Raw genomic sequence first — 24409 nt, 5'->3', positions numbered from 1 at the left:
TCCTCTGCAAGGCCTGACCGGCTAGAGGGTGGCCCATGACCGTTCCCGCCGACCCTGCCGTCCACGTCATCGGAGCCGGTCCTGCCGGGTTGATGGCGGCCGAGACCCTGGCGACGGCCGGGGCGCGGGTCGTGGTGCATGACCGGATGCCCTCGGTCGGCCGTAAATTCCTGATGGCGGGGCGCGGCGGGCTCAACCTGACCCATTCCGAGGACCAGGCCGCCTTCCTGGCCCGCTATGGCGACACCGGGCCTGCCGTCGCCGCCTGGCTGGATGCCTTTTCGCCCGATGACCTCATCGCCTGGGCCCATGGTCTGGATCAGCCGACCTTCGTCGGGTCAAGCGGCCGCGTCTTTCCCCGCGCCATGAAGGCCTCGCCCCTGCTGCGGGCCTGGCTGGGGCGATTGGCCGGGCTGGGCGTCGAGATCAGGGCCCGATCGCGCTGGATCGGCTGGCGGGGGCAGGCGCTGGTGTTCGACACCCCGGATGGCGAGCGGACCGAGCACCCGTCCGCGACGATCCTGGCCCTGGGCGGTGCCAGTTGGCCCCGACTGGGCTCGGACGGGGCCTGGGCGTCTCTTCTCGAGAGCGAGGGCGTCGATGTCGCGCCGCTGGTTCCGGCCAACGCCGGCTTCGACGTCGCCTGGTCCGACGTCCTGACCGACCGGTTCGCCGGCGCGGCCCTGAAGCCCGTCACCCTGACCTTCGACGGCCAGTCCGTGCGGGGCGAGGTGCTGCTGACGCGCTACGGCATCGAGGGCGGGACGGTCTATGCCCTGTCGGCGGGCCTGCGAGACGCGATCGCGGCGGAGGGTGCGGCCACGGTGACCCTCGATCTGCGCCCCGACCTGTCGGAAGCGACCCTGGCAGAGCGTCTCGCCCGGCCGCGCGGCAAGGACAGCATGACCAATCACCTGCGCAAGGCCGGGGGGCTGTCGCCCGCCGCCATCGCCGTGCTGCGCGAGATCGGCGACGTGCCCGCGGGTTTCGAAAAGCTGGCCCGGAGGATCAAGGCGGTGCGGCTGAAGCTGACCGGCATCCAGGGTCTGGACCGCGCGATCTCGACGGCGGGGGGCGTGCTTCTGGAGGGCCTCGATCCATCATTGATGCTGACGGCGCGGCCGGGGGTCTTCGTCGCCGGCGAGATGCTTGACTGGGAAGCGCCTACGGGCGGCTATCTGCTGCAGGCCAGCCTGGCCTCCGGCGTCGTCGCGGCCCGGGGCGCAATGCAGTGGCGGGCAGGCCATGGGCCGGATAAGAGGCCGGAATGATCTCGACCGCGCCTGATATCTCCGGCCTGTGCCCGCCACGCTTCGCTGCCGTGAAGGACGCCTTCGCCCGGAACTTCGCCGATGCCCCGGAAGGCCTGAACGAACAGGCGGCCCGCTTTTCGGTCGTTATTGCAGGCGAGACGGTCGTGGATCTGTGGGCCGGACAGGCGGACCCGCGGGCCGGAACGCCCTTCACGGACCGGACCCTGACCCCCGTCTTCTCGACCGGCAAGGCCATCATGGCGTTATTAATGGCCTCGGCCGTCCAGCGGGGGAAACTGGCCTATGAGCAGAGGGTCTCGGGCCTGTGGCCGGCGTTCGGAGCCAGGGGCAAGGGAGAGGTCACCGTCGCCCAGATGCTGTCGCACCAGGATGGCCTGCCGGGGTTCGATGCACCTACCGACCCCGCCATCTGGTTCGATCAGCGGGCGGTGCTGGACCGACTGGCGGCCCAGGCCCCGATGTGGCCGCCTGGGAACGCCTCCGGCTATCACCCCGTCACGGTCGGCTATCTGGCCAATGAGGTCCACCGCCTCGCCGACGGCCGCAGCCTCGGTCAGGCCCTGCGCGAGGACTTCGCCGGGCCGTTCGGTCTCGACCTGTGGATCGGCCTGCCGGAGGCCGAGCACGACCGGGTCGCCGCGCTGCGGAAGCCCTCGGCCGCTGCCGGCCTGGGGCCGATCGACGCGATCAAGACCGCCGCCTTTCTCGACCGGGGCTCGGCCCCCGGCGGGCGCGGCTCGGCCGAGTGGCGCACGATCGAGATTCCCTCGGCCAATCTGCATGGAACCGCGCTGGACCTCGCCCGGATCATGGGCCTGGTGGCCAATGGCGGGGCGCTCGACGGCCAGACCGTCCTGTCCACCGATGTCCTGGCCCAGGCGACGAAAGAGCGCATCCATGGTCAGGATCTGGTCCTGCCCTATGTCATCAGTTGGGCGGCAGGCCTGATGCGAAATTCTGGCCTCAGGATCTTCGGTCCGAACCCGGACGCGCTGGGTCATTGCGGCTGGGGCGGCAGCTGCGCCTTCGCCGATCCGGCGGCCAGGGTTTCGGCCGCCTATGTCATGACCCGCCAGTCGCCGCATCTGATCGGCGACCCCCGGGCTCAACGGTTGATTGACGCCCTCTATTCAGCTGTTTGAGGGTCAGACCGGCTCGACCATCGCCAGTGCCCGCCGCGCCGCCCGGGCGCGGAACAGGGCGGCGGCCGCGAACACACCGGCACCCAGCCAGATGAACAGGAAGGACACGGCCCTGAGCGGGGTGAACAGCTCGCCGGCCGCCAGACCGATGCAGAACTGGAGCGTCGGGGCCAGAAACTGGATGAAGCCCATGGTCGACAAGGGCATGCGACGGGCGGCCCAGGCGAACAGGGCCAGCGGCAGGACGGTGGCCGGCCCGTTCAGCAGGGCCCAGCCGAAGGCGAGCGGGCTGGCCAGGGCATGGCCCAGCCCGTGGGTCTGCAGCCAGACCACGAACACCACACCGAAAGGCATGAGGAACAGGCATTCGATGAACAGGCCGGCCTGGGCCTCGACCGGAATCCGCTTCTTGATGACGCCATAGGCCCCGAAGCTGAGCGCCAGGGCGATCGAGATCCACGGTGGGCGGCCCAGGGCCAGGGCCTGGAACAGGACGCCGAGCGCCGCCATCCCGATGGCGACCCAGCCCCATCGGTCGATCTTCTCGCGGAACAGCCACAGCCCGACGATCATGTTGAGCAGGGGGTTGATGTAGTAGCCGAGGCTGGCCTCGAGCGTGGCGTGATGGGTCGTGGCCCAGACGTAGAGGCTCCAGTTGATGGCAATGAGCACCGTCGCCAGCGCCAGCCAGCCCAGCGTGCGGGGCTGGCCCAGGACCGCGCGGACCTGTCCGGCCTGACCGGCCAGCAGAACCAGGCCCCCGGCGAACAGGACCGACCACAGGGCCCGGTGGGACAGGATTTCGGGCGCGGAGAAGCCCAGCGCCGCCTGCCCCATGAACAGCAGGGGCATGAACCCCCACATGACATAGCAGCCCACGGCCGACAGGAAGGCGGCCCGGGTCGGGGCAGGCGTCGGGGTCGGGGTGGCCACGGCCCTAGACCGTCAGGGTGCGATACCCGCTTTTCGGCTTGATCGTGCCGGTCTCGTCCAGCAGCTGGGCGATCTGGACCGCGTTCAGCGCCGCGCCCTTGCGCAGGTTGTCGGACACGACCCAGAACACCAGACCGTTCTCGACCGTATGGTCCTTGCGGATGCGGCTGACATAGACGGCGTGCTCGCCGGCCGCATCGACAGGCGTGATGTAGCCGTCGTGCTCCTGCTTATCGATCACCTGGATGCCGGGAGCCTCGCGCAGGATGGCCCGGGCCTCATCGGGGCTGATGGGCCGCTCGAACTCGACCGTCACGGCCTCGGAGTGGCCGACGAAGACCGGCACGCGGACGCAGGTGACCGTCAGCTTGATCGCAGGGTCCAGCATCTTGTGGGTCTCGGCCCACATCTTGGCCTCTTCGTCGGTATAGCCGTCCTCGTTGAACGACCCGATGAAGGGGATGACGTTGAAGGCGATCTGCTTGGGGAACTTCTTTGGTTTGGCGTCGCCCAGGCCATAGATGGCCTTGGTCTGGTTCCACAGCTCGTCCATGCCTTCCTTGCCGGCACCCGACACGGATTGATAGGTCGAGACCACGACGCGCTTCGCTTTGGCCGCGTCATGCAGGGGCTTCAGCGCCACGACCAGCTGGGCGGTCGAGCAGTTGGGGTTGGCGATGATGTTCTTCTTCGTCGCCAGCTTGATGGCGTCCGGATTCACTTCGGGCACGATCAGTGGCACGTCGGGGTCCTTGCGGAACGCCGAGGAGTTGTCGATCACGATCGGGCCCATCCTGCCGATCTTCTCGGACCATTCGCGCGAGACGTCACCGCCCGCCGACATCAGGACGATGTCCACCTTCGAGAAATCGAAGGTGTCGATGACCTCGCACCTGATGGTCTTTTCTCCCCAGGCGACCTCGATCCCCTTGGATTTTCGCGAGGCGACCGCATGCATTTCATCGACGGGGAACTCCAGTTCCTCGAGGATGGTCAGCATCTCGCGCCCGACATTGCCGGTGGCGCCCACGATCGCGACGGAATAGCCCATTCTTGTCAGTCCTTCGGACGCGCTAACGCTCGCGACGCGGTCGCTTGCTGCCTGAGCGCGGGATGGGGGAGTTTCGAGGCAGGAACCTCGAACCTCGCATGTAGCCCTTCGCGCCTGCGAAGCAACGCTTTTCAGCGCCAGCCGGCACGGCTATGCCCCAGTTCCATGCCCTCTCGCATTGCCCTTGCTTATGAAAGCCGCCTGAAACAGGGCCTGCTCACCCGCGATCCGGCCCAGGTCGGTGCCGTGGCCGCCCTTTCGCGTCTGGAGATCGACCTCGGCAGGCGCAGGTTGTTCGGCGGCGCGCCACAGGTCACCGGCGTCTACCTCTGGGGTCCGCCCGGCCGGGGCAAGTCCATCCTGATGGACCTGTTCTTCGCCGGCGCGCCGGAGCCGCGAAAGACCCGCGCCCATTTCCACGCCTTCATGGCCCGGGTCCACGACCTGATCCGCCAGTGGCGCGAAGGCGACAGGACCGCGCGCCAGAGGGTCTTTGGCACGCACCGAGGCGACGACCCGATCGAACCGGTCGCTGCCCTGATCGCATCGGAAGCCCGGCTGCTGTGCTTCGACGAACTTCAGGTCTCCGACATCGCCGACGCCATGATCCTGGGCCGGCTGTTCGACGCCCTGTTCGAGAAGAAGGTCGTCGTCTGCATCACGTCCAACCGCGCTCCGGACCAGCTCTACAGGGACGGGATCAACAGGCCGCTGTTCACGCCGTTCATCGACCGCATCGTCGAGCGTTGCCAGGTCGTGGAGCTGTCGGGCGCGCGCGACTGGCGGCTGGACCGGATGAAGGCGTCGCGTGTCTGGTTCAACGGCGAGGGCGGAGCCCGCCGGACGGGCTTCGAGCAGCTATGGGCCGATCTGCGCGGCGACATGCCGGAATGCCCGGCCCATCTGGCCGTCCTGGGCCGCGACGTCGTCATCGCCCGCACGGCCGGAGGCCTCGCCCGCGCCACCTTCGACGAGTTGTGCGAGGCACCGCTGGGTCCCCGGGACTATCTGGCCATCGCCGAGCGCTTCCATACCCTCTTCATCGAGGACATTCCCCTGCTGGGTCCGGACCGGCGTCAGGCGGCCCGCCGTTTCGTCACCCTGATCGACGCCCTGTATGAGGCGAGAACCCGGCTGGTCGCCATCGCCGTCGGCGCGCCCGAACAGATCTATCCGACGGGCGACGGGGCCTTCGAGTTCGAACGCACGGTGTCGCGCCTGAACGAGATGTCGAGCGCGTCCTGGCTGGATCAGGCCCGGCCTGGGGAGTGATGCCTTGGCATGGCCTCAAAGCCGCCTACGGTGATCCCATCAAGCGGAAGACGTCCATGAAAACCCTCGCCCTCGTCGCCGGTCTGCTGGCCCTGACCTCGCCGGCCCTCGCCCAGACCGCCCCCTCGCCGCCGACCGAGGCCACCTCGTCGCGCTGGAATGGCCTGCCCGTCGCCGAGGTCATGGCCCGGCTGACGGCCGCCGGACTGACCGTCGGTACGCCCCAGCCCGACGGAGACCGCATCTACCTGCGTGTCGAGGACGGTCCCCTGCGCTGGGTTCTGACCCTGTTTTCCTGCACCGATGGCCAGTGTCCCGACGTCCAGTTCACCGCCGTCTTTTCCGGGACCAATGCCACGCCAGAGATCGTTTCGCGCTGGAACGGTGCGCGGCGGTTCGTGAAGGCCTTCTACGCCGTACCCGAGACCGAAGGCGGCGAGGGTCAGGCCGTGGCCCAGTATGACGTCCTGCTGGTCCCCGGCGTCGGCGCCGCCCAGCTGGACGACCCCCTCCAGGTCTGGCGCAGCCTGGCCGTCGACCTCGGACGCACCGTCACGACGCCGGCGGGAGCGGCGACGGCTCCGGCTCCATAAAGAAGGGCCCCGGATCGCTCCGGGGCCCCTTCATGTCTTGCGCCCGAGCCGCGAGGTCCCGCGGGCCGGGCGTCAGCGCTCTCCCACGCCTAGGCGAGGGAGGAGTCAATGTCCTTGCACGCCTGGATCAGGCCCTGCACGGACTCGACCGACTTGCTGAACATCGCCTTTTCGTCGTCATTGGTGGTGAACTCGATCACCTTCTCGACGCCACCGGCACCCAGCAGGGCCGGCACGCCGACGTAGAGGTCCGACAGGCCGTATTGCCCGCTGAGCCAGACGGCGCAGGGCAGGACGCGCTTCTGGTCCAGCAGATAGGACTTGGCCATGGCGATGGCGCTTTCGGCCGGGGCATAGAAGGCCGAGCCGGTCTTCAGCAGGGCCACGATCTCGCCGCCACCCTTGCGGGTCCGATCGACGATGGCGTCGAGGTCGGCTTGCGACAACAGGCCGGCTGCGACGGCGTCGGGCAGGGGCAGGCCGCCGATGGTCGAGTGCCGCACCATGGGCACCATGTCATCGCCGTGACCGCCGAGGGTCCAGGCATGGATGTCCTGCACCGACACGCCGGTCTTTTCGGCCAGGAAATAGGCAAAGCGGGCCGAATCGAGCACGCCGGCCATGCCGACGACCTTCTCCCTGGGCAGGCCCGAGAATTTCTGCAGGGCCCAGACCATGGCGTCGAGCGGATTGGTGATGCAGATGACGAAGGCGTTCGGGGCGTGGGCCTTGATGCCCTCGCCCACGGCCTTCATGACCTTCAGATTGATGCCGATCAGGTCATCGCGGCTCATGCCGGGCTTTCTGGGCACACCGGCGGTCACGATGCAGACGTCGGCCCCGGCGATGTCCTCATAGGCATTGGCGCCCTTCAGCGAGACGTCCGCGCCGAACACGGCGGTGGCCTCGGCGATGTCGAGCGCCTTGCCCTGGGGCGTGCCCTCGGCGATGTCGAACAGGATGACGTCGCCCAGCGCTTCGCGCGCCGCAACGTGGGCCAGGGTGCCGCCGATCATTCCGGCACCGATGAGAGCGATCTTCGCGCGAGCCATAGGCAGTCCTCCTGGTGGCCTGTCGCGCGGTCGCGCTGCTTGAGGCCGGGTTGTTGCGGTGCGATGTCAGAAGTCGTCGGGCGGCGGTCTAGACCCGGTGAGCCATGGTCGCAAGCGGGGAAGCGGGGGTTTACCCGGACGGTGCGTCCTGCGACGCTCGCCGTCCCATTGACGAGGAGCCGACCCATGCGCGCACCACTCGCCGCCGCCCTGCTTTTGTCCGCGATCGCCGGACCGACCCTGGCCCAGACCCCGCCCGCGACCATCGGCCAACAGTACGTCCCCGCCCCCTGGTGGATGCGCGATCCGGTGATCGCGTCGATCGGCTATGTCCGGGTCGAGCTTCAGGCCAATCGCGCGGGCTTCTCCGCCACCTTCCAGGTCGTGGACCGCAGCGTGGCGGAGGCGTCCCGGAAGGCCGCCGATCAGGTCCGGGCCCTCAGCCAGACCCTGGCGGCTTATGGCGTCGAAAAGGTCCGCGTCGAGACCAGCCTGTCGACCCAGCCTCTCTACGACCAGTACCGAGACGAGAACGGCGTCCTGCGCGACAACACCCGGGCCGACCGGATCGAGCGCTATCAGGCCCAGGCGACGGTCAGCCTGTCGGTGCGCGACGTCGCCCTGCTGGAGCGGATCTATGCCACGGTCGTGGCGTCCCAGCCCAATTCGATCAGCCAGGTCTATTTCAGCCTGGAACCCGACAACGACGCCAAGACCAATCTGGCCGGGGCCGCCATGCGCGATGCCCGGACCCGGGCCGAGGCTGCGGCCCGAAACGCCGGAGCCACCCTGGGGTCCGTTCGCGTGATCGATCCCACCGGCCGCGCCTGCCAGACCGATGTACTGGCGGGCTGGCCGTCCTATGGGTCGGGCCCGTCCCAGGCGACGACCGTGGAGCCCTATGAGGTCATGGGGGCACGGGCGATGGCGATGCCCTCACCCCCGCCGCCCCCGCCGCCGCCCGCTCCGGGCCAGGCCCCCAGCGAGGCACAGATCGAGGCGGCGCGGCTGGCCCTGCAGCCGCCGCTGCAGACCCTGACCGACCAGGCCTGCGTGGTCTATGGCCTGAACTGAGGTGGATTCGTTCGCGCCCGACCCGGCCTTTGCGTCCGGTTCGGTCTTCATCGCCGACTGGGACCTGTGCCACGTCCGGCTGCAGGACGACGCCCGGTTTCCGTGGCTGATCCTGATTCCGCGCGTTGATGGCGCGACGGAGCTGGACGATCTGTCAGGGGGAGACCGCGTCAGGCTGATGGAGGAGATCGTCCGGGCCGGAGATCGGGTGCGGGCGCTGGGCGAGGCGATGGGGCAGGCGGTGGAAAAACTGAACGTCGCCGCCATCGGCAATGTCACGGCCCAGCTGCATGTCCATGTGGTCGGCCGGCGCCGCGACGACGGCCTGTGGCCCGACCCCGTCTGGGGGCGAGGGCCATCGGTGCCCTATGCGGCCAGGTTCCGGACGGCGCTGGAGAGCCTGGAATCAGGCTAGCGCGAAATCGTGACCGGCACGGCGCGCCCGTCCAGCGTCAGCTCGCCGGTCCAGCCGGGCGCTCCGGCGCGCAGGACCAGCCGGCCCTGCGACCAGACCAGGGTCACCGCGTCGTCCGTGCGCTCGACCTGTTCGATGACGCCCAGTTCGCCCCGGCCCCCGTCCTTGCGCCACGCGCCCTCTACCGGTCGCCCGCTGCCGGGATCGGTCAAGGCCAGCGAGATCAGCGTGTTGCCGGCCGCATCCCTGACCCGCCACAGCCCGTCCAGCGGACCCATGCGCGCATCCATGCTGGTTTCGGCCTGGGCCACGCCGCGATTGTAGGCCTCCTCGGCCGTGGTCGGCGCGTATTCGTAGCTGCCGCGATAGGACTCGACCGCGACCGGGCGAACGATCGGACGTCGCGTGACATCGCCGCCCCCGTCGCCCTCGGCGACGATACGACCGAAATTCGACGGCGGCTCGTAAGGGCGAACGACCGGCGGCGCATAGACCGGGGTGCCATAGGGCACTGCGCCCTCCTGGGCGGTCGAAACAGCGAGAGAAATCAGCGCGATGACCAGCATGCCGACAGACTGTCGCCAGATGTCGGGCATAGCCAGTGGATACGGCGAACACGCGAAATTGTGATCGGTTTCCGGGGGTCGGGCCGCGACGTCGGCCATGCGGCCGTTTGCAGCGCAGCATCGCGTTGACACCGCCCCGCGGCGGTCCTTAAAGCCATGGCCCATCGGGCTTTCGCCTGAACGTCCCCGGTTTTGAGAACCCTTCGCATGTCGAACGCCCCGCCGGATCGAACCGTGATCCAGCCCAACGGCCGTCCCCGTCCGCTGTCGCCCCATCTTCAGACCTGGCGCTGGCACATCACCATGACCGCCTCGATCCTGTTCCGCTTTACCATCGGCGCGATCAGCGTCGGTGCCCTGATCGGCGTGGCGTGGCTGGCGGCGGTGGCCTTCGGTCCCGAGGCCTATGCGACGAGCCTGGCCCTCGCCGGATCACCGTTCGGCCTCTTCATCGGTTTCGGCCTGACGGTGGTCCTGTTCTCGCTGCTGCTGAACGGCGGCCGCCACCTGATCAACGACACCGGTCGTGGCCTGACGCTCAGGTCGGCCGACCTTCTGTCGAGCATCGCCGTCTATGCGCCGGTCCCGCTGGCGGCGGCCTTCTTCGCCCTGCTGTTCCTCTCGGGAAGGATTTCGCTGTGAGTCATGCCGCCCGGTACCGGAACGGCGTTCGCGTCTCGGAGCGCCACGGCGCAGGCGAATGGACGCTGGAAAAGATCCTGCTGGCCGCCCTGATGCCGCTGGGCCTCTGGAGCGCCTCGACCGCCTTCACCCTGTCAGGCCAGGGCTACGATGCCGTGCTGCAATGGTTCGCCAGCCCGGTGAACGCCGCCCTGCTGGCCGCCACCGCCCTGATCCTGTTCGGTTTCGCCAGCCTGGCCTGGAAGGTCATCATCGAGGACTACATCCATGTCGCAGGCACCAGGGCCTTGCTGATCGGCCTGGTGAACCTGATCTGTCTCGCAGCGGCGGCGGCGAGCGTTTTCTTCATCGTGCGGCTGGCGCTGGGCTCGGCGCCGCTGCCGGCCGGTTTCGGGATCTGACGACTGATGGCTTCCTACGAATTCGTCGATCACGCCTATGACGTCGTCGTCGTCGGTGCCGGGGGCTCGGGCCTTCGCGCCGCCTTGGGTGCCGCCCAGCAGGGCCTGAAGGTCGCCTGCGTCACCAAGGTCTTCCCGACCCGCTCGCATACCGTGGCGGCCCAGGGCGGCATCTCGGCCGCGCTGGGCAATATGGGCGAGGATTCGTGGAAGTGGCACATGTACGACACCGTCAAGGGGTCGGACTGGCTGGGCGACCAGGATGCCATCGAATATCTGGTCCGCGAGGCCCCCAAGGCCGTCTATGAGCTGGAACACTGGGGCGTGCCCTTCAGCCGCACCGACGACGGCAAGATCTATCAGCGCGCCTTCGGCGGCATGACGAAGAACTATGGCGAGGGCCCCGTCCAGCGGACCTGCGCCGCCGCCGACCGCACCGGACACGCCATCCTGCACACCCTCTATGGCCAGTCGGTGCGCCGCGAGGTCGAATTCTTCATCGAGTATTTCGCCCTCGACCTGATCATGGACGGCGGGACGTGCACCGGCGTCACGGCCTGGAAGCTGGACGACGGCACCCTGCACCGCTTCAACGCCAAGCTCGTCATCCTGGCCACCGGTGGCTATGGCCGCGCCTATTTCAGCGCCACCTCGGCCCACACCTGCACCGGCGACGGCAACGCCATGGTGCTGCGCGCCGGCCTGCCGCTCCAGGACATGGAGTTCGTCCAGTTCCACCCGACCGGCATCTATGGCGCGGGCTGCCTGATCACCGAGGGTGCCCGCGGCGAGGGGGGCTATCTGACCAACTCCGAAGGCGAGCGGTTCATGGAACGCTATGCCCCCTCGGCCAAGGATCTGGCCTCGCGCGACGTCGTCAGCCGCTCGATGACCATGGAGATCCGCGAGGGACGCGGCGTCGGCCCGAACAAGGACCACATCAACCTGCACCTGGATCACCTCGACCCGGCCGTGCTGCACGAACGCCTGCCGGGCATCTCCGAAAGCGCCAGGATCTTCGCCGGCGTCGATGTGACCAGGGAGCCGATCCCGGTCATTCCGACCGTCCACTACAACATGGGCGGCATCCCCACGAACTACCACGGCGAGGTCCTGACCAAGGTGGGCGGCAATGCCGACACCGTGGTCCCCGGACTGATGGCCGTAGGCGAGGCGGCCTGCGTGTCGGTGCATGGCGCCAACCGCCTGGGCTCCAACTCCCTGACCGATCTGGTCGTCTTCGGCCGCGCCGCTGGCCTGCGCGCCGGCGAGATCGTGGACAAGGCCTCGGCCGTGCCGACCGCGACCGCCGCCCACACCGACAGCCATCTGGCCCGTCTGGATCGCTTCCGCCGCGCCTCGGGCTCGACCCCGACCGCCCGGCTGCGCGGCGAGATGCAGCGGGCCATGCAGTCCGACGCTGCGGTCTTCCGCACCGGCGAGACCCTGGCCGAGGGCGTCGCCAAGCTGCGCGACATCCATGCCCGCGGCGCGGACATCCGGACCACCGATCGCGGCCTGATCTGGAACACCGACCTGATCGAGACGCTGGAATACGACAACCTGATCGATCAGGCCCTGGTCACGATCGAGAGCGCCGCCAACCGCAAGGAAAGCCGGGGAGCCCACGCCCGCGAGGACTTCCCCGATCGCAACGACGGCGAATGGATGAAGCACACCCTGGCCTGGAAGAAGCCTGGCGAAGGGGTCGTCATCGACTACCGCCCGGTGCACGAATACACGATGTCTTCGGACATCGACTATATCAAACCCAAGGCTCGGGTTTACTGAGGAACCGATGGTCCAGCTCACCCTTCCCAGGGGCTCCAAGCCCACGGCCGGCAAGGTCCACAAGGCTCCGGCCGGGGCCCGGAACGTCAAGACCTACAAGGTCTATCGTTACGACCCCGAGGTCGATGCCGACCCCCGGTGGGACGTCTACGAGGTCTCGGCCGACGACCACGGCCCGATGCTGCTGGACGCGCTGATCCATATCAAATCAACCATTGACCCGACCTTGACCTTCCGTCGGTCTTGCCGTGAAGGCATCTGCGGCTCCTGCTCGATGAACATCGACGGGCGCAACACCCTGGCCTGCACCAAGGGCTGGGACGAATGCTCGTCCTCGACCATCGCCATCAATCCCCTGCCGCACCAGCCGGTGGTCAAGGACCTGGTCACCGACCTGACCCTGTTCTACGCCCAGTACGACAGCATCAAGCCTTACCTCCAGTCCGACGACGCGGACCCGACCACGGAACGTCTCCAGTCGCCGGAAGACCGGGCGAAGCTGGACGGTCTGTACGAATGCATCCTGTGCGCCTGCTGCTCGACGTCCTGCCCCAGCTACTGGTGGAACCAGACGGAATACCTGGGCCCGGCGGCGCTGCTGCAATCCTATCGCTGGATCTCGGACAGCCGTGACGACAGGACGCAGGAGCGGCTCGACGACCTCGAGGACCCGTTCAAGCTCTACCGCTGCCATACGATCATGAACTGCGCCCAGGTCTGCCCCAAGGGCCTGAATCCCGCCAAGGCCATCGCCGAGACCAAGAAGCTGATGGTGGCCCCGAACCGCAGGAAGCAGGCGGCCTGATCAGACGGCAAGTCTGAGCCCGCAGTGGGCGGCGAAATGGCGAAAGTCCCCGTCTGCGGCGATCAGGGGCACGTCGATATCCAGACAGGCCTGGGCCACAAGGCTGTCAGCCAGCCTGGCCTGCAGCCCGAGAGCAAGGACCGCGCGGCGCGTCCCGCCGGCTCTTTCCCAGAATCCGTCCAGCAACGGCAGTCGCGACGCGATCTCCAGCACCTCGTCCAGTCGAGGCTCTGGCACGGGCCCGGATAGAAGCTCGGCAACCACCGGCGGCGGCAGGGCCAGGGCCTTGTCGATCAGGGCCGCCCGAACGGCGAACCGGGCCGGGCTGTCACGGCCGTGCAGGAAATGCAGAACGGCGCTGGTGTCCGCTGCAATCAAACTGCGGTTCCGTCAGCGTCGAACGTCCGATCTTCACGCAGGCGGTCAAGGTCGATGTCGAGCGGCACCTTTCCTTCCAGCGCGAGCATCTTGCGGCACCATTCAGCATGGTTCAGCGCCTCCAGCGCGCGGCGAAGCGTCTCGGTCAGCCCTTCACCCGTCGCACTCTGCGCCGTCGCCAACAGCTTCGCGGGCAGAAAGGCCGTGATTTTCCGCATCTCCGTCATGGGACAATGATGCCATATATCCAATACGGCATCAATATATGGCTTGTCTCTCGTCGAGGCCTTGGTATGACCCGCCCATGGCGAAGATCACCTATATCGAGCACGACGGTCGAGAGCACACCGTCGAGGTCAAGCCCGGCCTGTCCGTCATGGAGGGGGCCGTGCGCAACAACGTGCCCGGCATTGATGCCGACTGCGGCGGGGCCTGCGCCTGCGCGACCTGCCACGTCTATGTCGACGAGGCCTGGCGCGACAGGGCGGGAAAGGCCTCGGCCATGGAAGAATCAATGCTTGATTTCGCCGAGGCGGTCGAACCGAACTCGCGCCTGTCGTGCCAGATCCGGGTCAGCGACGCCCTGGACGGCCTGATCGTTCGTCTGCCCGCCAACCAGCACTGACGTTTTCAATCGCGTGAGGCCAGAGTCGGCCTTTGCGCGTTCCAGTACCGTGTCCATGTACCGCTTCCAGGATCGCCGCACCCAGGCGCGCAGCCCCGGCAATACGTCCGGCGTGGTAATTGCCGAGGGGCGTGAACTGAGTTGTCTGATTGCGGACATGTCAGATGGTGGAATACGGATCCGTCTCGACCGCGCCATGGCCCTGCCGGACACCGTCATCGTGGTCGACATCACGCGCGCCACGGCCTTCGAGGCGACGGTCGCCTGGCAGAAGGGCGTCGAGGTGGGGCTGAAGGTCGGCCAGGGCACCAATGTGCGCGGCCTGGTGCCGTCGCGACTGGCACAGGCCCGTCAGGCCTGGGTCCGGGCCAGCGCCCTCTGATGGTCAGTTCAGCCGCATCCGCAACCGGTCCATGCTGACCTTGTGCACCGGACCGTCCTGACCCGCGAAGCCCCGCGCCTGGCCAAGAGCATCCAGCGCTCCGGCCAGGGCGCCCTGTTTCTCCCGCGCGGCGGCCACGTCGAGCCAGGGTCGGTGATCCTCGGGGGCGAGCAGGGCCCGGCGCACGGCCGAGCGTTCCGCCGCGACATAGTCCTCGGCCCGGATGGCCCGGCTGAACTGGACGTTTTGCAGGCGGATCAGCGCCTCCCTGTCGGTCACGGGCGCCATCAGCAGATCCAGGCGGTCTGCGACGTGAGGGGTCAATCCGGCCAGCAGCGCCCGGCGCGTCAGTTCCGACGGCATGACCACCCGTCCATGGCTGAAGGGGTCCAGGGCGACCGGCCCGGCCGAGGTCTCGACCCGCAGCAGGAAATGATTGGGGAAATCGACGCCGGCGGCCTTCAGACCCGTCACACGGGCCGCATCCAGGTAAAAGATCGCCAGGGCCGCCGACAGACCCCTGCGCCGTTCCGCGACCGCAATCACATCCGTATTGGCCGGGTCGTCAAAGGTCAGAAGATCGCCCGTGAACCTGAAGTCCGCCGCCATGGTCTCGGCGAGGGCATCGTCCGGGCTCTCGCCTTGGATCCGCTCGGCCAGCCGCTCTCTCGCCGCCTCGGCCAGGCGTCGCACCGGTACCGGATCGCGAAACGGATGATCATGGATCGCACAGGCGATGGCGGCTTCGAGCAAGGGAAAGGCGTCGTCGTCGGCCAGACCGGCCCGGGCCAGCATCCGCTCCGCGTCGTCTCTTGTCATGGCGACGTCCCCCGACGGCGCGTCCCGGATCCCCGGGACTAGAGACCGCGACGATGGCGCGGAAACCGGCCGGGCACCAGCGTCACCGTATCCACGCGCAGGATCATGCCCCTGAGACCGGGTCTTTGGCGCAACACGGCCTGCCCGGCCGCGCGCAGTCGCTCCAGCTGGACGGGCTTCAAGGCCGTCAGCGCAGCCTCGGGCGTGGCGCGCCGCTTGACCTCCACCACGGCCAGAACGCGGCCCTTGCGCGCCAGAATGTCGATCTCGGCCCCCGGCGTCTTCAGCCGAAACCCCAGGATCTGATAGCCCTTCAGCATCAGCCAGACCGCGGCGATCCATTCGGCGGCGTGGCCCTCCACAAAGGCCCGGCCGCCCCGGGCCCGACGCTGTGCGGATGCCGCCTTGACCGGCTGAACCGGCCGTCGGACCCGTTCGGGCTTCATCCCCGCCCCTGCAGCTCCAGCGCGCGGCGATAAAGCGCCTTTCTGGGCAGATCGAGCGCTCGCGACACCTCCGACGCCGCCTCGCCGGGTGCCAGACGGGCCAGGGCTTCGGTCAGGGCCGCATCGGCGTCGGCCGCACTGGCGGTCTCGGTCTCGCCCGGCCCGATCACCACGACAATCTCTCCCTTCGGTCCATCCAGCGCCGGGTCCATGGCCAGCGCATCCAATGATCCCCGCACGCAGGTCTCGAACATCTTGGTCAGTTCCCGGCAGACCGCGGCCGGGCGCGGACCCAGCACCGCCGCCATATCGGTCAGGCTGGCGCGCAGCCGGGGTCCGCTCTCGAACAGGACCAGGGTCTGGCGCGCGTCCTTCAGTTCGGCCAGAATCGCCTGGCGCCCGGCCGACCGGGGCGGCAGGAAGCCGGCGAACATCACCCGATCGGCGGGCAGACCCGACAACACCAGCGCTGCCAGCAGGCTGGACGCCCCCGGAACCGGATGCACCGGCAGTCCCGCCGCGATCACCGCCCGGGCCACCACGAAGCCGGGATCGGACACGACCGGCGTCCCGGCGTCCGACACCAGGGCCACGACCGCCCCCTCGCCGATCCTCCGGATCGCCAGCTCCGCCGCATGGGCCGAGGCATGGTCGTCGCAGCGTTCCAGCCGCGCCTTCAGCCCATAGGCCCCGAGCAGACGGGCCGAGACCCGCGTATCCTCGGCCAGCACCAGATCCGCCGCCGCCAGCACGTCCAGGGCCCTCAGCGTCATGTCGCGCAGGTTCCCGATCGGCGTGGAGACCAGATAAAGGCCCGCCGACACCGGACGGGGCGGCGGGGCGGTCGGCGGAAAGGGACTGGGCTCGCTCATCGGCCGACCGTGCCACATTCCTCCCTGCGAGCGAAGCGAACGGGGGAGGATCAGGTCAGCAGCGTCTTCAGGACGGCATCGAGCACCGGACGTCCGCGCGCCGTCGCCGCCAACCGGCCCTCCGCCACCCGAACGAAACCGTCCTCGATCAGCCCGGCCACCGGGCCGGTCTTGATCGACAGACCGAGAACAGACAGGTCACCGATCCCGACGCCCTCGACTGTCCGCAGGCCCAGCAGCACCCGCTCCTCGGCGGTCTCGCGTGCATCGAGGCGCGAGGTCTCCGTCCATGGCCGACCGGCCGCGACCCCCTGGACATAGGGTCCGATCCTGCGCTCGGCGACGGTCGCGGTCCGCGTGCCGTCCAGCGTCAAACGTCCGTGTGCCCCCGGCCCGACCCCGACATAGTCTCCACCGCGCCAGACATGCAGGTTATGCGCCGACCGGGCAGCGACGCCCCGCGCATGGTTGGACACCTCATAGGCGTCGAACCCGGCCGCCGCGAGAACGCCCTGCGTGGCCTCATAGAGATCCGCCGCCCGGTCCTCGTCGGGCGGAACGAGGGTCCCGCGCTCATATGCCCGTCCGAACGCCGTCGCCGCCTCTATGGTCAGCTGATAGGGCGAGACGTGCTCGAACCCCAGGTCGACCGCCTCGGTCAGGGCGGTGGACCAGGCTTCGACCGTCTGGTCGGGCAGGGCATAGATCAGATCGATCGACAGGCGCCCGAACACCGATCCCGCCACCCCGATCGCGCGCCGGGCCTCTGCCGCCGAATGATTGCGCCCGAGGAAGGCCAGGGCCGCATCGTCCAGCGACTGCACGCCCAGAGACAGCCGGTTCACGCCGGCGTCCCTCAGCGCCCCGAAATGGGCGGCCTCGGCGTCGGTCGGATTGGCTTCCAGCGTGATCTCGACCTCCCCGCCCTGCGGAAACAGCGCCCGCGCTCGCTCGATCACCCGCGCCACGGCGTCCGGCCGCATCAGCGAGGGCGTGCCACCGCCGAAGAAGAGGGACGCCAGCGGCCGCGGGCCCAGCAATGCGGCCTGCGCCAACAGATCGGTCAGGATGGCCTCGACCAGCCCTGCCTGTTCGTCGCGCCGGCCCCGGTCCCGCACCACGTTGAAATCGCAATAGGGGCAGATGCGGGCGCAATAGGGCCAGTGCACATAGACGGCGACCGCACCGGGGGCCTCAGTCAATGAGCGCGGCCTTCAGCATCGCAAAGGCCCGGGTCCGGTGGCTCAACCTGTCCTTCAGCGCGGGATCCATCTCTCCGAAGGTCTGCGAATGCCCCTCGGGGATGAAGATGGGGTCATAGCCGAAGCCGCGCTCGCCGCGACGGGGGAAGGTCACGACGCCGTCCACGCGGCCCTCGACGACCACGCACGGCCCGTCGGGCCAGGCCACAGCGAGGGCCGATGTGAACCAGGCCGTGCGGTCGCGCGCGCCCAGTTCCTCCAGCCGCGTCTCGATCTTGTCCATGGCCAGATTGAAGTCCCTCTGCGGGCCACCCCATCGTGCGGAAAAGATCCCGGGCGCACCATCCAGAGCGGCGACCGACAGGCCCGAATCGTCGGCGAGGCAGACTTCACCGCAGAAGGCCGCGGCATGCCGGGCCTTCAGCATCGCATTCCCGACGAACGTGGCCTCGGTTTCGGCGGGTTCGGGCAGATTCACCTCGGTCGCGGTGACCAAGGTGTAATGTCCGTCCAGAAGCGCGTGGATTTCGCGAGCCTTGCCGGCATTGTGGGTTGCGGCCACCAGCCGCATCCCCTTGATAAGCTTCAGATTCATCGAAACCCCGGTGACCGTAACAATTCATTGCCTAAGTTTAATATCGTTAAACGATATGTAACGTGACTGGAAGGCACGCACGTCCTATCTATGATCTCAAGAACGGCAGCCACGACGTTCCCCGGTTTGATCGAAACGAGCAAATCGAAGCCTGTGGTTAAAGAATGCGGGCAATAAATGACCCGCTTCAGGATCGAAAGAATAGTACGATGAACACGATGAACGCCTCGCTGATGATGGACAAGGTCGGCACCGTCCTGGTGAACGCCGCCCTCCTCGCCGCCCTGCCGACCGCCCTGGTCGCCATCCTGGTCCAGGCCTTCTAGGAAGGGTGCCAGCATTTCGTGTCGCTATGGTCGCGACGCGGTCGCTCCCGACTTGAGCGACGATTGAAAATGACACTTGTCGCTCAGGCAGCAAGGCATAGCCAGGCCTGCGGCCGATCGAAGATCGGACCGGGGGGCGAGCCGAGCGTTGGCGACACGCTTCAAAAAAGAGAGCTTTGACGCCAGTGATGAAGAACGCGATGAAGACAGCCGCGTCGGGGTTCACCGGACCCCGCGCGGTCATCGCGACCTGATCCTTCCGGCAGAGGCCTTCCATGCCCCCCGAGCGGCCCGAACGACGCCCGACGAAATGGCCCACGCCGGGCCTTCGCGCGCCGTTCCCGCTGCCGTTCAGATCCCCGTTCAGGACACTCGGCCCCGGATCGGTTTCCAGCCTGCTGAAGATCGCGCTGGACGTCGCCTATGTCCTGCTCATGCTGATCACGGCCGTGCTGCTGCTGCTGTTCGTGGCGGCCATCTTCATTCCGGTCAGCCAGTACAATATCACCTTCACGGATGATGACGGCGGCACCCAGCAACCATTGACGCGCGCGCTCGTCCTGTTTGGTGTGGGGGCCTTTTCCGCCTATTTCGGCGGCTTCCTGCTGATCCTGCGAAACCTGCGAATGATCTTTCGGACACTGACCATGGGCGACCCGTTCCAGCCGGACAATGTGCGCCGCCTGCGCCAGATCGGGCTGATCCTGGCGGTCGTTACGGCCGGCGTCTGGCTGGCCCAGGGCATGGTGGCCGCGCGGCTGGCTCCGGGCGTCATGGACTCGCAAGGGCTGGGCGAACTGCTGACCCCCATTTTCTCGGTGCTGGTCGTCTTCGTCCTCGCCGAGGTGTTCCGCGAAGGCGCGCGGCTGAGGCGCGAAGCGGAGCTGACGATCTGACCATGGCCATTCGCGTTCAGCTGGACAAACTCCTGGTCGAGCGGCGCATGTCGCTGACCGAACTCGCCGACCGGGTGGGTGTCACCCTGGCCAATCTGTCGATCCTCAAGACCGGCAAGGCGCGGGCCGTGCGGTTCTCGACGCTTTATGCGCTGTGCCGCGAACTGGACTGCCAGCCCGGCGATCTGCTGGTCTATGAGCCCGGCCCGCCCGAGCCGGACGCCGACGGCGAAGATTCCTGAACCCGTGGCGCGCCGCCCGCCCCCGGACCTGACCCCGGAAGACCGTCGTATCTGGGCCCGTGTGGCGGGGTCGGTGACGCCGCCCCGAACGCGAAAGGCCGCGCGCGTCACCCCCGGCGCCCTCCTGCCGGACGAGCCTCTGAAGCCCGCGACGATCAAGGTTCCCAAGCCCCCCGGCCCGATGAAGCCAAAGGCCTCGACCCGGATCCGGGCGGCCGTGCCGATGGTCCCGAAGCCCGCCCCCGCGCCGCCCAGGGCCGTCCCCGAAGAACTGGAACCCCGTCGCCAGCGCCGCCTGTCGCGCGAGCGCGATCCGATCGAGGCCTCCATCGACCTGCATGGCTTTTCCCGGTTCGAGGCCGAAGACCAGCTGCGCGCCTTCCTGATGGCGTCGCAGGCACGAGGCCTGCGCGCCGTCCTGGTCGTCACCGGTCAGGGCCGCCGGGGTGGCGGCATCATCCGCGCCTCGATCCACGAATGGCTGCAGGGCCACGCGCTGAGGGGCATCGTCTCCGGCTTCGCCATGGCCCACCGCCGCCACGGCGGCGACGGCGCCATCTATGTGACGCTGAAACGCCGCTAGTTCAGCGTCAGGCCATGCCCGGCCGCCAGGGCCGACAGCACGACCATCGGCCGCGGGCCCCAGTGGGCGATGACCTCGGACGCCGCCAGCGAACCCAGCTTGCCGGACTGCTCCAGCGTCAGGCCCCGCGCCAGGCCCAGAAGGAAGCCGGCGGCGTACTGGTCGCCCGCGCCCGTCGTGTCGATGACCTTGTCGACGGGAAAGGCCGCGACCGGGACCCGGTCGTCGCCCGAAAGAATAACGGAGCCGTGCTCGCCGCGCGTGATGGCGGCGATGTCGACCATCGAGGCCAGTTGCGCGGCGGCGGCGTCGAAGTCGTCGGTCTCGAACAGGGCGGCCAGTTCGCCCTCATTGGCCAGGACGATGTCGGCCGAAGCCTCGATGAAGGCCAGCAATTCGGCGCGCCAGCGGGCGACGACGAAAGTGTCCGACAGGGTGATGGCGACCTTGCGCCCGGCAGCATGGGCGGCGGCGGCGGCGGCCTCGAAGGCCGCACGGGCCGGGGCCGGATCGAACAGATAGCCTTCCAGATAGACGATGGCGCTGGACCCGATCAGATCGGCGTCGATATCGGCGACCGACAGCTGGTTCGCAGCGCCCAGGAAGGTGCACATGGTGCGCTGGCCGTCGGGTGTCACATTGATCAGGCAACGGCCGGTTCCGGCCCCGCCTTCGAGGACGGGCGTGTCGAAATGGACGCCCGCCGCGCGGATGTCGTGGCTGAAGACCTGGCCCAGGGTGTCGGGCGCGACCTTGCCGATATAGGCTGCCAGGCCGCCGAAACTGCCGACGCCCGCGACCGTATTCCCCGCCGAACCCCCCGAGGCCTCCACGCCCGCGGCCATGGCGTCGTAAAGGGCCGCGCTCTGGGTCTCGTCAACCAGCTGCATCGAGCCGGGCGTCAATGATTGCGCGGCCAGGAAGGCGTCGTCGCAGGGGCTCAGGACATCGACGATGGCATTGCCGACGGCGCAGACGTCATAGGTGGGGGCGTTCCGGGTCATGACGGCCCCATAGCGGGCGCGGCGATCCAGCACCAGTCCCGCCTACCCTCAAGCTCAAAAAGATATAAGGACATCCTTATGTTCATGAGAGGCCTTCGATGACCGAAATCGCCGTCCTGACGCCCGCCGCCGGTGATGGCACCTATGGCCCGCACTGGCCGGTGGTGCTGGAGCGACTGTCGGCCGCCCTGGCCCTGACCGGCGTCACCACGCGTCCGATGGCCTGGCCGGACCATGCCGGGGATGCGTCGGCTCTGGTCGAGTTACCACTGGTCCTGCCCTTACTGGCCTGGGGCTATCACCAGCATCACGCCCTGTGGCTGGAGGCGACACGGACCTGGGCGGCGGCAGGCGTGCGGCTGGCCAACCCCGCCAGCGTCCTGGGCTGGAACTCCGACAAGGCCTATCTTCGACGTCTGGAAGCGGCGGGCATCGCTATCCCCCCGACGGCCTGGAGCGATGGCGTCACCCCGGAACAGGTCGAGGCCGCCTTCGACCGGTTCGGGACCGAAACCCTGATCGTCAAGCCGACGGTCTCCGGCGGGGCCTGGAAGACGCTGAAGATCGGGCGGGGCGAGGCCCTGGTCGATGCGCCGGAGGGGGCCACCATGATCCAGCCCTTCCTGCCCGACCTGGCCACGGCGGGAGAACTGTCGCTGCTGTTTTTCGGCGGGAAATTGAGCCATGCCGTCCTCAAGACCGCAGCGCCCGGCGATTTCCGCATCCAGTCCCAGTTCGGCGGCCGCTATGAGGCGGTCGCCCATCCCCCGGAGGAGGCGCTGGCCCTCGCCGACCGGGTGCTCGCGGCGATCGAGGAGCCCCTGCTCTACGCCCGCATCGACATGGTCGAACACGAAGGGCAGTGGCTGCTGATGGAGGCCGAGCTGATCGAGCCGGACTTCTATTTGTCGGAGGCTCCGGATCGGGGTCTGCTCTTCGCCGAAGCCGTGCGGGCGCGGCTGGCCGGCTGAAAGGCGTCGCCGGTCGCCGTCATCAACCCCCGCGCCGGGCACAGGTCGGAGATCACGCATCCCGGGCAGTTCGGCTTCCGCGCCGTGCAGGTGTAGCGGCCGTGCAGGATCAGCCAGTGGTGGGCCTTGGGCAGGAAGGCTTCCGGCACAATCCGGTGCAGCTGGTCCTCGACCTTGTCGGCGGTCGCGGCATTGGCGAGGCCCAGCCGGTGCGAGACGCGGAAGACGTGAGTGTCCACGGCGATGGCCGGCTCGATCCCCAGCTCGTTCAGGACCACGCTGGCCGTCTTTCGACCCACGCCGGGCAGGGCCTGAAGATCGGCCCGGTTCAGCGGTGTCACCCCGCCGTGCCGCTCCAGCAGGATGCGGGACAGGGCGATGACGTTCCTCGCCTTGTTCCGGTACAGGCCGATCGAGGCGATGTAGGGGACCAGCCCCTCCTCCCCCAGCGCCAGCATCTTCGCGGGCGTATCGGCGACGGCGAACAGCTTTTCGGTGGCCTTGTTGACCGCGACGTCCGTGGCCTGGGCCGACAGGGCGACGGCGACCACCAGGGTGAAGGAGTCCTGAAACGTCAGTTCGGTCTTCGGCTCCGGCATGATCTTCGACAGCCGTTCGAAGATCGTCTCGACCCGGTCCTCGTCCGGCGGCCAGGCGAACACCGGGACCGGCGCACCGGTCATGATGCCACCGGGCTTCTTGCCGGGCTTGCGGGCGGGCGTCTTCAAGCGGCCTCGCGCGACAGTCGGGGGTCGATCCCCAGCGCCACGATGGCCTCGACGGCCGCCCGTTCGCCCTCTTCCCAGGCCCCGTGGGCCGTCCCGTAGAAGCCTTTCGACGTCGCCTCGCCCGCGACGAAGATCCGGTCCTCGACCGGCCGGGCCAGCCGCGCCCGCGCGCCGGTCCCGGGGTCGCCCTGTCCCGGCAGGACATGGGAATAGGCCCCCATGGAGAACGGCTCGGCGCCCCACATGGAGGTCGCCAGCGGGGTCAGGCGCCGCCGGAAGCCGGAGCCCAGCAGGTCGACCAGTTCGCCGGCCGCGAAATCGAAGAAGGCGTCCGGGCCATCCGCCTCAAGCCCCCAGGCCAGATCGCCGCCGAAACAACCCTCGATCATCGGCCGGCCGAACGGGCGCAGGTGATAGCCACCGGTCTGGGCGGTGTCGCTGCGGCCCCAGAGCTGGCTGTCGGGGGGGAAGTCATCCGCGCCGTCGACCGCCATGTGCAGCTTGGACGCCAGCCCCAGGGGCGCGCCCGCTGCCGCCTCGATCAGGTCGGGCAGCGGCGGATCGAACCGGACCGTTTCGGAAGCGATCACCGAGGTGGGCAGGGTCAGGACGACCGCCCTGGCCTCGATCCGCCCCCGGGCGGTGTCGATCTTCAGCACCGGCCCGGACCGGTCAATCCGCTCGACGGGGCAGTTCAGCACCACCGGCACATCGCGGCCCAGGGCCTCGACCAGGGTGCCATAGCCCTCCAGCACCCGCCAGTTCACGCCGGTGTCCTCGTAGGCATCGTAGTCGAGCGTCGAGACCTCGGCGAACCGGGCTCCGTTCAGCGCACCCGAGATCGCGTCCATGCGCCCGTTCCACCGCTCGCCGGGAATGAAAAGGTCCGACGCGGGCCGGTCCTGACCCCCCTCGGCGGCGCGCGCGACCCGGTCGTCGAAGGCGGCGTAGGCTTCACCGAACTGTTTCTGCTCATCAGCGGTCAGGCCCAGGTTGAAGGCCTGCTGTCGCCAGGGCGGCGGGGTCTCGTCGAGCGTGAACCCTGCGGCGCGCCCCTTGATGGCCAGAACGTTCCGGTCGGCCGAATGCAGCCAGCCACAGCCGAGATCGAGGCCGTGCCCCTCGCGCCGGATCGTGTGCGCCCGGCCTCCGACCCTGTCGCGCGCCTCAAGCACGATGCAGGCGACACCGGCGGCCGCCAGCCGACGCGCGGCCGACAGCCCGGCGGCACCCGCGCCGATCACGGCGACATCGATGGAGGAAGGCAGGCGGAGGGGCTGGGTCATGGGCTCTGGAATGCGCGGAAACATGACGTGTTCAGGGAACCTG

Annotated in this window: 30 protein-coding genes; 16 read left to right on the top strand and 14 right to left on the bottom strand. The window is 68.4% G+C overall.

All coding sequences use genetic code 11. The features are described from left to right. The first annotated feature begins 35 nt into the window (after nt 1-35). Both O3139_RS01890 and O3139_RS01885 read left to right on the top strand, forming a co-directional pair. Nucleotides 36-1271, top strand: coding sequence for an NAD(P)/FAD-dependent oxidoreductase (locus O3139_RS01890; RefSeq protein ID WP_269515208.1), 1236 nt, complete (start codon nt 36-38; stop codon nt 1269-1271). Then, nucleotides 1268-2416 (top strand): serine hydrolase domain-containing protein, encoded by a 1149-nt coding sequence (locus O3139_RS01885; RefSeq protein ID WP_269515207.1) that lies wholly within the window; start codon nt 1268-1270, stop codon nt 2414-2416. Before O3139_RS01890 ends, O3139_RS01885 begins: the two co-directional genes overlap by 4 nt. A gap of 3 nt (nt 2417-2419) precedes the next feature. Here the strand turns inward: O3139_RS01885 and rarD are convergent, their stop codons facing one another. Both rarD and O3139_RS01875 read right to left on the bottom strand, forming a co-directional pair. After that, nucleotides 2420-3349, bottom strand: coding sequence for an EamA family transporter RarD (gene rarD, locus O3139_RS01880; protein WP_269515205.1), 930 nt, complete (start codon nt 3347-3349; stop codon nt 2420-2422). A gap of 4 nt (nt 3350-3353) precedes the next feature. Next, nucleotides 3354-4400 (bottom strand): aspartate-semialdehyde dehydrogenase, encoded by a 1047-nt coding sequence (locus O3139_RS01875; RefSeq protein WP_269515204.1) that lies wholly within the window; start codon nt 4398-4400, stop codon nt 3354-3356. A 165-nt stretch (nt 4401-4565) separates the two neighbouring features. On the opposite strand from O3139_RS01875, the gene zapE reads away from it, so the two are divergent. Together zapE and O3139_RS01865 are read left to right on the top strand one after the other, a co-directional pair. Continuing rightward, a complete protein-coding gene (gene zapE, locus O3139_RS01870) occupies nt 4566-5672 on the top strand; it encodes a cell division protein ZapE (RefSeq protein WP_269515202.1) in 1107 nt (368 codons plus the stop codon). A gap of 56 nt (nt 5673-5728) precedes the next feature. After that, on the top strand, nt 5729-6265 hold the full coding sequence (locus O3139_RS01865) for a YbjN domain-containing protein (RefSeq protein WP_269515201.1): 537 nt from the start codon (nt 5729-5731) through the stop codon (nt 6263-6265). Between the two features lie 89 nt (nt 6266-6354). Here O3139_RS01865 and mdh read toward each other — a convergent pair whose 3' ends face one another. Further along, nucleotides 6355-7317: a malate dehydrogenase gene (gene mdh / locus O3139_RS01860; protein ID WP_269515200.1), complete on the bottom strand. Its 963-nt coding sequence runs from the start codon at nt 7315-7317 to the stop codon at nt 6355-6357. A 186-nt stretch (nt 7318-7503) separates the two neighbouring features. Between mdh and O3139_RS01855 the strand changes: the two genes are divergently transcribed. Next, nucleotides 7504-8391: an SIMPL domain-containing protein gene (locus O3139_RS01855; RefSeq protein WP_269515199.1), complete on the top strand. Its 888-nt coding sequence runs from the start codon at nt 7504-7506 to the stop codon at nt 8389-8391. A gap of 1 nt (nt 8392) precedes the next feature. Beyond that, the gene (locus O3139_RS01850) at nt 8393-8806 is read left to right on the top strand and encodes an HIT domain-containing protein (RefSeq protein ID WP_269515198.1); all 414 of its coding nucleotides are present in this window, start codon (nt 8393-8395) and stop codon (nt 8804-8806) included. Here the strand turns inward: O3139_RS01850 and O3139_RS01845 are convergent. Further along, nucleotides 8803-9471, bottom strand: a complete 669-nt coding sequence (locus tag O3139_RS01845; protein WP_269515197.1) for a hypothetical protein — start codon at nt 9469-9471, stop codon at nt 8803-8805. The genes O3139_RS01850 and O3139_RS01845 overlap by 4 nt on opposite strands. 108 nt (nt 9472-9579) lie before the next feature. Between O3139_RS01845 and sdhC the strand changes: the two genes are divergently transcribed. Genes sdhC through O3139_RS01825 form a run of 4 tightly spaced genes read left to right on the top strand, consistent with a single transcriptional unit; the run spans nt 9580 to nt 13011 of the window. Then, nucleotides 9580-10014: a succinate dehydrogenase, cytochrome b556 subunit gene (gene sdhC / locus O3139_RS01840; RefSeq protein ID WP_269515196.1), complete on the top strand. Its 435-nt coding sequence runs from the start codon at nt 9580-9582 to the stop codon at nt 10012-10014. Beyond that, entirely contained in the window at nt 10011-10415 is a 405-nt protein-coding gene (gene sdhD / locus O3139_RS01835) for a succinate dehydrogenase, hydrophobic membrane anchor protein (protein WP_269515195.1), read from the top strand. The genes sdhC and sdhD overlap by 4 nt, the downstream gene beginning before the upstream one ends. Before the next feature lie 6 nt (nt 10416-10421). After that, complete coding sequence (gene sdhA / locus O3139_RS01830) at nt 10422-12206, top strand: succinate dehydrogenase flavoprotein subunit (RefSeq protein WP_269515194.1); 1785 nt, start codon at nt 10422-10424, stop codon at nt 12204-12206. Nucleotides 12207-12213: 7 nt separating this feature from the next. Beyond that, on the top strand, nt 12214-13011 hold the full coding sequence (locus O3139_RS01825; RefSeq protein WP_269515193.1) for a succinate dehydrogenase iron-sulfur subunit: 798 nt from the start codon (nt 12214-12216) through the stop codon (nt 13009-13011). Here O3139_RS01825 and O3139_RS01820 read toward each other — a convergent pair whose 3' ends face one another. Together O3139_RS01820 and O3139_RS01815 are read right to left on the bottom strand one after the other, a co-directional pair. Beyond that, on the bottom strand, nt 13012-13389 hold the full coding sequence (locus O3139_RS01820; protein WP_269515192.1) for a PIN domain-containing protein: 378 nt from the start codon (nt 13387-13389) through the stop codon (nt 13012-13014). Beyond that, on the bottom strand, nt 13386-13607 hold the full coding sequence (locus O3139_RS01815; RefSeq protein WP_269515191.1) for a hypothetical protein: 222 nt from the start codon (nt 13605-13607) through the stop codon (nt 13386-13388). Before O3139_RS01815 ends, O3139_RS01820 begins: the two co-directional genes overlap by 4 nt. Nucleotides 13608-13693: 86 nt before the next feature. Here O3139_RS01815 and O3139_RS01810 point away from each other — a divergent pair, with 86 nt between their 5' ends. Both O3139_RS01810 and O3139_RS01805 read left to right on the top strand, forming a co-directional pair. Beyond that, complete coding sequence (locus tag O3139_RS01810; protein ID WP_269515190.1) at nt 13694-14014, top strand: 2Fe-2S iron-sulfur cluster-binding protein; 321 nt, start codon at nt 13694-13696, stop codon at nt 14012-14014. Nucleotides 14015-14069: 55 nt separating this feature from the next. Then, nucleotides 14070-14396, top strand: coding sequence for a PilZ domain-containing protein (locus O3139_RS01805; protein ID WP_269515189.1), 327 nt, complete (start codon nt 14070-14072; stop codon nt 14394-14396). Between the two features lie 3 nt (nt 14397-14399). On the opposite strand, the gene O3139_RS01800 is transcribed toward O3139_RS01805, so the two are convergent. From O3139_RS01800 to rdgB, 5 genes are read right to left on the bottom strand one after another with little or no spacing between them, the layout of a single operon-like run. Continuing rightward, entirely contained in the window at nt 14400-15215 is an 816-nt protein-coding gene (locus tag O3139_RS01800; RefSeq protein WP_269515188.1) for a SirB1 family protein, read from the bottom strand. Nucleotides 15216-15253: 38 nt separating this feature from the next. After that, nucleotides 15254-15661, bottom strand: coding sequence for a YraN family protein (locus O3139_RS01795; RefSeq protein WP_269515187.1), 408 nt, complete (start codon nt 15659-15661; stop codon nt 15254-15256). Continuing rightward, nucleotides 15658-16533, bottom strand: coding sequence for a 16S rRNA (cytidine(1402)-2'-O)-methyltransferase (gene rsmI, locus O3139_RS01790; protein WP_269515186.1), 876 nt, complete (start codon nt 16531-16533; stop codon nt 15658-15660). Before rsmI ends, O3139_RS01795 begins: the two co-directional genes overlap by 4 nt. Nucleotides 16534-16583: 50 nt before the next feature. Beyond that, nucleotides 16584-17735: a radical SAM family heme chaperone HemW gene (hemW, locus tag O3139_RS01785; RefSeq protein ID WP_269515185.1), complete on the bottom strand. Its 1152-nt coding sequence runs from the start codon at nt 17733-17735 to the stop codon at nt 16584-16586. Next, nucleotides 17728-18330: an RdgB/HAM1 family non-canonical purine NTP pyrophosphatase gene (gene rdgB, locus O3139_RS01780; RefSeq protein ID WP_269515184.1), complete on the bottom strand. Its 603-nt coding sequence runs from the start codon at nt 18328-18330 to the stop codon at nt 17728-17730. Before rdgB ends, hemW begins: the two co-directional genes overlap by 8 nt. 601 nt (nt 18331-18931) lie before the next feature. Here rdgB and O3139_RS01775 point away from each other — a divergent pair. Genes O3139_RS01775 through O3139_RS01765 form a run of 3 tightly spaced genes read left to right on the top strand, consistent with a single transcriptional unit; the run spans nt 18932 to nt 20377 of the window. Next, nucleotides 18932-19552: a DUF2975 domain-containing protein gene (locus tag O3139_RS01775; protein ID WP_269515183.1), complete on the top strand. Its 621-nt coding sequence runs from the start codon at nt 18932-18934 to the stop codon at nt 19550-19552. A gap of 2 nt (nt 19553-19554) precedes the next feature. Beyond that, nucleotides 19555-19794, top strand: coding sequence for a helix-turn-helix domain-containing protein (locus O3139_RS01770; RefSeq protein WP_269515182.1), 240 nt, complete (start codon nt 19555-19557; stop codon nt 19792-19794). Nucleotides 19795-19798: 4 nt separating this feature from the next. Beyond that, nucleotides 19799-20377 (top strand): Smr/MutS family protein, encoded by a 579-nt coding sequence (locus O3139_RS01765; protein WP_269515181.1) that lies wholly within the window; start codon nt 19799-19801, stop codon nt 20375-20377. Here O3139_RS01765 and O3139_RS01760 read toward each other — a convergent pair. Next, nucleotides 20374-21381, bottom strand: a complete 1008-nt coding sequence (locus O3139_RS01760; RefSeq protein ID WP_269516513.1) for an adenosine kinase — start codon at nt 21379-21381, stop codon at nt 20374-20376. The two genes, O3139_RS01765 and O3139_RS01760, sit on opposite strands and share 4 nt — an antisense overlap. 98 nt (nt 21382-21479) lie before the next feature. On the opposite strand from O3139_RS01760, the gene O3139_RS01755 reads away from it, so the two are divergent. Beyond that, the gene (locus O3139_RS01755) at nt 21480-22352 is read left to right on the top strand and encodes an ATP-grasp domain-containing protein (protein ID WP_269515180.1); all 873 of its coding nucleotides are present in this window, start codon (nt 21480-21482) and stop codon (nt 22350-22352) included. Here O3139_RS01755 and nth read toward each other — a convergent pair. Both nth and O3139_RS01745 read right to left on the bottom strand, forming a co-directional pair. Beyond that, nucleotides 22283-23035: an endonuclease III gene (nth, locus tag O3139_RS01750; RefSeq protein ID WP_269516512.1), complete on the bottom strand. Its 753-nt coding sequence runs from the start codon at nt 23033-23035 to the stop codon at nt 22283-22285. The two genes, O3139_RS01755 and nth, sit on opposite strands and share 70 nt — an antisense overlap. A gap of 41 nt (nt 23036-23076) precedes the next feature. Further along, on the bottom strand, nt 23077-24366 hold the full coding sequence (locus tag O3139_RS01745; protein ID WP_269515179.1) for a flavin monoamine oxidase family protein: 1290 nt from the start codon (nt 24364-24366) through the stop codon (nt 23077-23079). Nucleotides 24367-24409 lie beyond the last annotated feature (43 nt).

This window comes from Brevundimonas subvibrioides (assembly GCF_027271155.1).
GTDB lineage: Bacteria > Pseudomonadota > Alphaproteobacteria > Caulobacterales > Caulobacteraceae > Brevundimonas > Brevundimonas subvibrioides_D.
Note: the sequence above shows the minus strand (reverse complement) of the source record. Positions and strands in the feature narration are given on the sequence as shown.

Bases quoted from the DNA above. Each gene is read 5' to 3' on its own strand.
- O3139_RS01890 (WP_269515208.1), top strand. From the start codon at position 36: ATGACCGTTCCCGCCGACCCTGCCGTCCACGTCATCGGAGCCGGTCCT.
- O3139_RS01885 (WP_269515207.1), top strand. From the start codon at position 1,268: ATGATCTCGACCGCGCCTGATATCTCCGGCCTGTGCCCGCCACGCTTC.
- O3139_RS01875 (WP_269515204.1), bottom strand. From the start codon at position 4,400: ATGGGCTATTCCGTCGCGATCGTGGGCGCCACCGGCAATGTCGGGCGC.
- zapE (WP_269515202.1), top strand. From the start codon at position 4,566: ATGCCCTCTCGCATTGCCCTTGCTTATGAAAGCCGCCTGAAACAGGGC.
- O3139_RS01865 (WP_269515201.1), top strand. From the start codon at position 5,729: ATGAAAACCCTCGCCCTCGTCGCCGGTCTGCTGGCCCTGACCTCGCCG.
- mdh (WP_269515200.1), bottom strand. From the start codon at position 7,317: ATGGCTCGCGCGAAGATCGCTCTCATCGGTGCCGGAATGATCGGCGGC.
- O3139_RS01855 (WP_269515199.1), top strand. From the start codon at position 7,504: ATGCGCGCACCACTCGCCGCCGCCCTGCTTTTGTCCGCGATCGCCGGA.
- O3139_RS01845 (WP_269515197.1), bottom strand. From the start codon at position 9,471: ATGGCCGACGTCGCGGCCCGACCCCCGGAAACCGATCACAATTTCGCG.
- sdhC (WP_269515196.1), top strand. From the start codon at position 9,580: ATGTCGAACGCCCCGCCGGATCGAACCGTGATCCAGCCCAACGGCCGT.
- sdhA (WP_269515194.1), top strand. From the start codon at position 10,422: ATGGCTTCCTACGAATTCGTCGATCACGCCTATGACGTCGTCGTCGTC.
- O3139_RS01825 (WP_269515193.1), top strand. From the start codon at position 12,214: ATGGTCCAGCTCACCCTTCCCAGGGGCTCCAAGCCCACGGCCGGCAAG.
- O3139_RS01815 (WP_269515191.1), bottom strand. From the start codon at position 13,607: ATGCGGAAAATCACGGCCTTTCTGCCCGCGAAGCTGTTGGCGACGGCG.
- O3139_RS01810 (WP_269515190.1), top strand. From the start codon at position 13,694: ATGGCGAAGATCACCTATATCGAGCACGACGGTCGAGAGCACACCGTC.
- O3139_RS01805 (WP_269515189.1), top strand. From the start codon at position 14,070: ATGTACCGCTTCCAGGATCGCCGCACCCAGGCGCGCAGCCCCGGCAAT.
- O3139_RS01800 (WP_269515188.1), bottom strand. From the start codon at position 15,215: ATGACAAGAGACGACGCGGAGCGGATGCTGGCCCGGGCCGGTCTGGCC.
- O3139_RS01795 (WP_269515187.1), bottom strand. From the start codon at position 15,661: ATGAAGCCCGAACGGGTCCGACGGCCGGTTCAGCCGGTCAAGGCGGCA.
- rsmI (WP_269515186.1), bottom strand. From the start codon at position 16,533: ATGAGCGAGCCCAGTCCCTTTCCGCCGACCGCCCCGCCGCCCCGTCCG.
- rdgB (WP_269515184.1), bottom strand. From the start codon at position 18,330: ATGAATCTGAAGCTTATCAAGGGGATGCGGCTGGTGGCCGCAACCCAC.
- O3139_RS01775 (WP_269515183.1), top strand. From the start codon at position 18,932: ATGCCCCCCGAGCGGCCCGAACGACGCCCGACGAAATGGCCCACGCCG.
- O3139_RS01770 (WP_269515182.1), top strand. From the start codon at position 19,555: ATGGCCATTCGCGTTCAGCTGGACAAACTCCTGGTCGAGCGGCGCATG.
- O3139_RS01760 (WP_269516513.1), bottom strand. From the start codon at position 21,381: ATGACCCGGAACGCCCCCACCTATGACGTCTGCGCCGTCGGCAATGCC.
- O3139_RS01755 (WP_269515180.1), top strand. From the start codon at position 21,480: ATGACCGAAATCGCCGTCCTGACGCCCGCCGCCGGTGATGGCACCTAT.
- nth (WP_269516512.1), bottom strand. From the start codon at position 23,035: ATGACCGGTGCGCCGGTCCCGGTGTTCGCCTGGCCGCCGGACGAGGAC.
- O3139_RS01745 (WP_269515179.1), bottom strand. From the start codon at position 24,366: ATGACCCAGCCCCTCCGCCTGCCTTCCTCCATCGATGTCGCCGTGATC.